Raw genomic sequence first — 6,320 nt, forward strand, 5'->3', positions numbered from 1 at the left:
AGCCACGCAAACTCAGCTTCAACACCATATTGGTTACTGTGTGCATAATGGCTCAGTAATTCTATGGCTTCTTTGTTTGTTGGGTTTTGCTTTAACAGATGTCTTGCGTAGGCAAGCTCAAAACGGCCACTATTTGGGTAGCGCTTTAGTAAAGAACGATAACCGCGCAGTGCTTGCTGATATTGATTTGGATCTTGAGCAAGCCAGTTTATGTGCTCCAGCTCATATTCAATATTAGGGTAGGCGGATTTAAATAGCCGATTGTAGATTTTTACCGCGTCACTGTATTGTCCGGCCCTGGCACGAAGCCTGGCTTGTTGAACCGCTTCTTTGTCTTGATTATTGACGCGTGCAAGTAGGGTTAAGCTTGTTACGCACGGATGTGATAGGTTACTAAGCTCTGCTAAATGCGCATTGGCTTTGTCGGTTTCTTTGAGGCTATATAAAACGCGCACCTGGGCACATTGCACTTGAGTATTTTTAGGTGCAATGCTTTGCAGCTTTTCTAAGCTGTCGCTCATCAATTGATTATCACGCTCAATTTCACCAAGTTGTACTTGGCTAATTAACCAATCAATTGATTGACTATCAAGGTCTTTTTTTATTGCTGCGGATGCACTGGAGCTTGCTAAAACTGCAGCAAGTAGCCACTTTATCGGCATTCATTGCTCCAGTTAGTTGTTAAAGCCCCGTTTTTATCAATACTAAAACGTTTGTTCAATGCGCTGTTACCAAATAAATACAACACGCTGTCGTAGTAGCGGCTGGTGGTAAAGCGGGTATCCATCATTATTTGCTGTTGTAAAGCCGTCACAGTTTGTGATGCATTATCTTCAGCAAGCAATGGCAATAAGGCGGCAACAAAACCACTTGGGGCGTTGCCTGCCGTTTTGCCTGAGACTGCATTGGTTTCTAATGGCACTTTGCCTGAAGAAACAATGCTATCAACAAAAGGTTTAAACTGCTGTGTAAGGGCATTTTTATAGGGGGCATCTTCTGCCATCATACTGGCCCAAAGGTAGACGCGGATAGCATTGTAACTACCTGTAGCAGGGGCGCTTTTATCATGATAAAAGCCTTTTTCCACGCTGTAATTAACCCAATCAGGGCTCACGCCTTTTGGTGCTGTATCTATTAATAACTGCGCCGAGTTATCGTGTAATGTTTGCCAAGGCGAGTGCGGGTATAGGTGCGCAAATTGCGCAAATATAAATAGCGGTGCATAGCTTGGATTTAATTTCCAGCTACTGTCTTTTTCAAAGCCTGTTGGCCCAGGTAAAAGAGTCAGACCGAGGTTTGGTATCTGCGCTGTTTCTTCGCGAATGATGCGCTCAGCAAGTACAGAGCTGAGCACTGCATAGCGTCTTTCATTCCATAATATTGCAGCTTGTGACAGGGTATAAGCAATCCATAAATCTGAATCAGAAGCTGGATTTGAATCAAGGATTTGTCCTTGATTTTGCTTTATTCCCCATTGCCACGCTGGTAAACGGGTGCTTAAGTCACCTTCAGAAAGGTGTACTTCAGTCCACTCAAGTAACTTATCGAAGCTGGCTTTATCATTGGCAAGTAAAGCAAAGAATAAAGCATAAGATTGCCCCTCTGAGGTGGTAATACTGAAATCACTACCCAAATCAATTACACGTCCTTGTGGTGTAATGAAGTGAGTTTTAAAGTTATTCCATTGCGGCCAAGCGCTGCAGCTTAACTGAGCTAAGGCATTGCTTGAAAAAACAAAAACGAATAGTAAAGAAGCGATAGTTTTCATTATGCCTGATCTCCTTCAGATAAACGTTTTTTGGTCAGTAGCGCAAGCACTCGCCACAACATAAATGAAATAAGTAATAGGGTTAGTAGCGACAGAATCGCTAACAATACTGGGCGGTCTGAAAAGTGGAACCAAATGAGGGTATGAATAGGTACGTGACCAACAAAATACTGCTCGTCGGTTTTAATCGTTTTAATGCCTTGGCTATTGATAATGGCTGAACTTCCCATAATCTGAGCCGTTTTATCTTCATTTAATAGGGCATCAGTGAGTAGTGCATACGCACTTTCATTACTGGCAATTAAAGACACCACTGAGCGGTCTGAATCGAATGGTGACTGAAACCCAGACATCACGGCTAAACGACCAATGCTGCTGATATTTACTTTAATTTTTTCAGCGCCTTTTGTGTCGTAGGCACCATTGTAGATAGCTTGATCAACAATGCGTTGGTTGTTGTTGATAAGCACACTTAGGGCGCTGTCCTTGGCAAGTGATGTAAAGAATGAATCAGCCTTACCAATGATAATAATGTCTTTATCGTTTAGCGCTAATTGGTTACTTGGGAATTGAATGTCTAAACGGTGCGCAGGGTAGCCGGTAATAGCGCCTAAATGACCCGCAAAATTAAGTAATAAGCTAATCGCGTTAACCGAGGCGTTAGCTTCCATCACTAAGGTACTTTGGTGTAAATCGGCATACTTAGTAAATGGAAAACCACCACTTGCAAAGGCACGTAAGTTTGGCATCGCAATATAGTGATGGAAGTCACTCACATCAATGGTAGAGCTGCCGTCAATGGCGCCAAACTCACCACCGGCTGGAATGGCGCTACACTCACCGGTTTTTACAACAGCAAAGTTAAAATCATAAGTCAGTTGGTTATTTGTTGTTAAATCTAACCCTGTTAATTCAAAGTCTTGACGAGTTTGAGTTGGATTAAAATCAGATAGAAGCGGCAACATCGTATTGGTTGTAATTGTTTTACCGCCTTCGTTATCAAGAATAAAACCATCAACAAACTTACCGTTGATCAGCATGTTCAAACGCGACAACATGTTTTGCTCAACAGGTGTATTGCGGTAATTCAAGGTAATCGGAATACCATTTTCACGCCAAGTAAATAAATCGGGTGCAAAACGTAAGTCTAAACGAACTGGCAGACCGCGATAGCCTTCTGACTGTAATTGGGTTGGGTATTCTATGAACTCATCAAAGCTTACCGGACGATCAGAGCGTACCCACAGTGGTGCATCGTATGCTTTTCTAAGTGGTAAGTTGCTAATTGCTTCGATGATTGCACTGCGACCTGTCATTACTTTATAGCCAAAGACTAAACCAACAACGGCTTCTTTCAATTGCGCGGTGTCTTTACCTAAAACAAGCAGTATTTTTGCGTAACGCTGAGTCGGGCTGCTGATGATTTCTACGGTAGGCTTTTCAACATCAGGGTAATTCAATAAAAAATCAGGTTTATTGTCATTTGTGGCGAATACGACACTATGTTCTGTTGGTGTTGCATTAATTTGCACTGGGAATTGCGCTTTGCGCCATTTTGCCTGTGCGCCAAAAAAGCTTGATAGTGCAACCGCTGCTTCGAGTGTGTTTTCATCAGGTTGTGATGCAAAAACGAATGGTAAAGTGACCTTATTGTAGTCACGTGAGTCAAAAAATGGTGCAGGGAAATACTCAAGTAAGCTTTCAAGAGCAAGTGACTGACGGTCAATAGAAATACGGCTGCTTTTACTAAGCTCGGCCCAGATTGCATTGCTATAATCATCCTGACAAACCATGTCGTAATAACCGACTAGTTCGAAGCGAATTTGGTTAAAGTCTTTAATTAGCTTAGGGTTAAGAGCAATGCTGCGCTCAGAGACTGTGCCAATTGGCGTGTTTTTATCATCGATAGGTAATACAGTAACAAGGTTTTCATTTAAGAAAATTTTTAAATGTGACACACGACCAATCAGTGATGGTGACGTCGTATATGAAAAGTCTAGAGTCAGTTTTTTCCCTATTTTATCGAGGCGGTTTGTAAAATCAACGCGGGTACTATTACTCACCCCATCAAGCTTGAACTTGCTTAAACCAAGCTTTTCAAAGCTTAGCGTCATGCTTTCAATTGGTGCTTGTTCTGGGTAACCATCATCAAAAATCGCTTTATTAGAGAGAGGCTCAGCACTTATTGCCCAGCCAGATATGCTGAGTGTGGCAAAAGCTAATAACAAGGTTAAAAAAGGTTTTATCATGATGTTTTTAGTACTTTTGTTGGTTTTTTAGGTAATAACGACGCCACAAAGTACAAGACTCTTGATGCAAACGCAATCGCGGGTCTTAATTCATTTGGGGCATGGAAAATCAAGTTCTTAAAGCCTCTTAGACTGGTATAAAAAACGTGAGAAAAGCTGTATGAAGGCTTGTCGTGTTTAAAGTTTTCTTGCCAATCAAGCCAAGCATCAGCACGTGAGAAAGTGCATTGAATAAAGGTTTTTTGTTTTTCTAAATCTAAATCCCTGAGGGTAAGACCCAGTTGTTTATCGCGGGTGTTACAGATATAAGTTGGGAATGAAAACTGCTTCAAGCCACGGCTCATGAGTAGCTCGACTTTATCATTTACACGGCAAATGTGATTATGGCCAGTTTCAAGACCAACACCATTATTTGAGTAGTCCGTAATTTTTACTTTAATAGTACGGCCATTAGCAAGGCGAATAGCTGCGGGGAAATTTGCTTTAATGCGGTGTGAGCTGCGTACTTGTTTGGCTTCAGCGGCAACAGCCACAGCTGCACCCAAAATTATCACGTTATAGCTTGCCCACAGCATGCTAATGACGAGTACACCTATTTGTGAACTATCGCCGAAGAGCAATCTAAACACGCCGTAGGTCATACCCAAAACGTTAACAAGCAACAAGATTATATAAGGCTTTGAAATCGTCCAATCGTAGTGATCTTGCTTGTTTAAACCGCCTTTTTCAGTCACGTTAAATTTACCCTTATTCGGGTTGATAAGCGCAACTGTCGTGGGTTTTAAAATATACCAAGCAAGTACTGACTCATAAACTTCGCCCCAAAATGAATAGCGGTACTTACCTTGAATTCGAGAGTTGGTTATTTTTACCTGTAACAGGGTTGGCACAATATAAAGAAAGATGGCAACAAACGGTGCATAGATAATTTGCGCATTAAAATAAATTAATGCCAGTGGCGCTGTTAAGAATACAATTCGCGGAATGCCTGATAAAAAGTGCAACATAGCGTTTAAATAGCACAAGCGCTGCGCGATATTTAGGCCTTTACCAAACAGCGGGTTATCTAATCGGAATATTTGTGCCATGCCGCGTGCCCAGCGAATACGTTGGCCAACGTGGGCAGATAAACTATCTGTAGCCAGGCCGGCGGCTTGTGGAATATTAATATATGTTGTTTTGTAGCCAGCGCGCTGCATTCTTAGGGCGGTGTGGGCATCTTCAGTGACGGTTTCTACGGCAAAACCACCAATTTCTTCAAGGGCACTGCGCCTTAAAACAGCACACGAACCACAAAAGAAGGTTGCATCCCACATATCATTACCATCTTGGATTAAACCATAGAACAGCATGTTTTCATTTGGGATTTTCCGATGGTTTTTGAGATTGCGCTCAAATGGATCGGCAGAAAAAAAGTGGTGAGGTGTTTGTACTAAACACACTTTACTGTCATTGATGAATTGTCCCATTGTCATTTGTAAGAATGAGCGAGCAGGGATATGGTCACAGTCAAAAATAGCGATGTAGTCGCCACTAGTTACTTTCATCGCATGGTTCATGTTACCGGCTTTGGCATGTTTGTTATCAGGGCGAGTTAAATAACCAACACCAATTTGCTTTGCGAATTCGGCAAATTCAGGGCGCTTACCATCATCTAAAATATAAATGTTAAGCTTATCTGCAGGCCAATCAATACTTTGCGCGGCGATTGTTGTTGGCTTCACAACATCAAGCGGCTCATTATAAGTAGGAATATAAATATCAACTGTTGGCCAGTTTGCAGTGTCTTTTCCTAACGCGATTGGTTTACGGTTTAATGGATTAATGGTTTGGAAAAAGCCTAATATCAGTACTAACCAAGCGTAACTTTCAGCAAGCAATAAACCAATCCCGAGTGCTAGGGCTAACGGGTCACCCCAGTTCAGGGTATCTGTGTAGCGCCACCATAGATAACGTGTAGAGGTTGTAACAGAAAGGGTGATCATCACAATAGTGGCCATTTTCCCTTCAACCCGCCTTAGAGAATAAGCAACCACCAAAATTAAACTAATGAACACTGCTTGCGCTTCAATACTAAATGGCACGGTTACAAATATAGCCACCGCAAAAATAATGAGAGTGAAAAAAGCGACCTTTAAGGTGCTGTTTCTCCAAAGTGGAGAGCGACTCACTGCTTTATATGATTTAGTTTTTGTTTGCTTTCTAGCAACTAACCAAAGCCCTTTAAAAGAGCGTACTAGTTTACTGTCTGCCAGTCTCAATAAGCGAGCTGATCGCGTGATTTTACGCCAAGATTTACGCTG

Annotated in this window: 4 protein-coding genes; all 4 read right to left on the bottom strand. The window is 41.9% G+C overall.

All coding sequences use genetic code 11. The annotated features are described in order from the left end of the window. Positions 1-662: tetratricopeptide repeat protein (locus HUS62_RS22015; protein ID WP_175081161.1), on the bottom strand; the 662-nt coding region annotated here is incomplete at its 3' end. Then, positions 653-1,768 carry a cellulose synthase complex periplasmic endoglucanase BcsZ gene (gene bcsZ, locus HUS62_RS22020; protein ID WP_175081162.1) on the bottom strand — a complete coding sequence of 372 codons (1,116 nt, stop codon included), beginning with the start codon at positions 1,766-1,768 and terminating at the stop codon, positions 653-655. The genes bcsZ and HUS62_RS22015, both read right to left, overlap by 10 nt. Then, positions 1,768-4,017, bottom strand: a complete 2,250-nt coding sequence (gene bcsB, locus HUS62_RS22025; RefSeq protein WP_175081163.1) for a cellulose biosynthesis cyclic di-GMP-binding regulatory protein BcsB — start codon at positions 4,015-4,017, stop codon at positions 1,768-1,770. The genes bcsZ and bcsB overlap by 1 nt, the downstream gene beginning before the upstream one ends. After that, the gene (gene bcsA / locus HUS62_RS22030) at positions 4,014-6,188 is read right to left on the bottom strand and encodes a UDP-forming cellulose synthase catalytic subunit (RefSeq protein WP_404936080.1); all 2,175 of its coding nucleotides are present in this window, start codon (positions 6,186-6,188) and stop codon (positions 4,014-4,016) included. Before bcsA ends, bcsB begins: the two co-directional genes overlap by 4 nt. Positions 6,189-6,320 lie beyond the last annotated feature (132 nt).

It is taken from the genome of Pseudoalteromonas sp. 0303, assembly GCF_013349995.1.
In the GTDB taxonomy this organism is placed as follows: domain Bacteria; phylum Pseudomonadota; class Gammaproteobacteria; order Enterobacterales; family Alteromonadaceae; genus Pseudoalteromonas.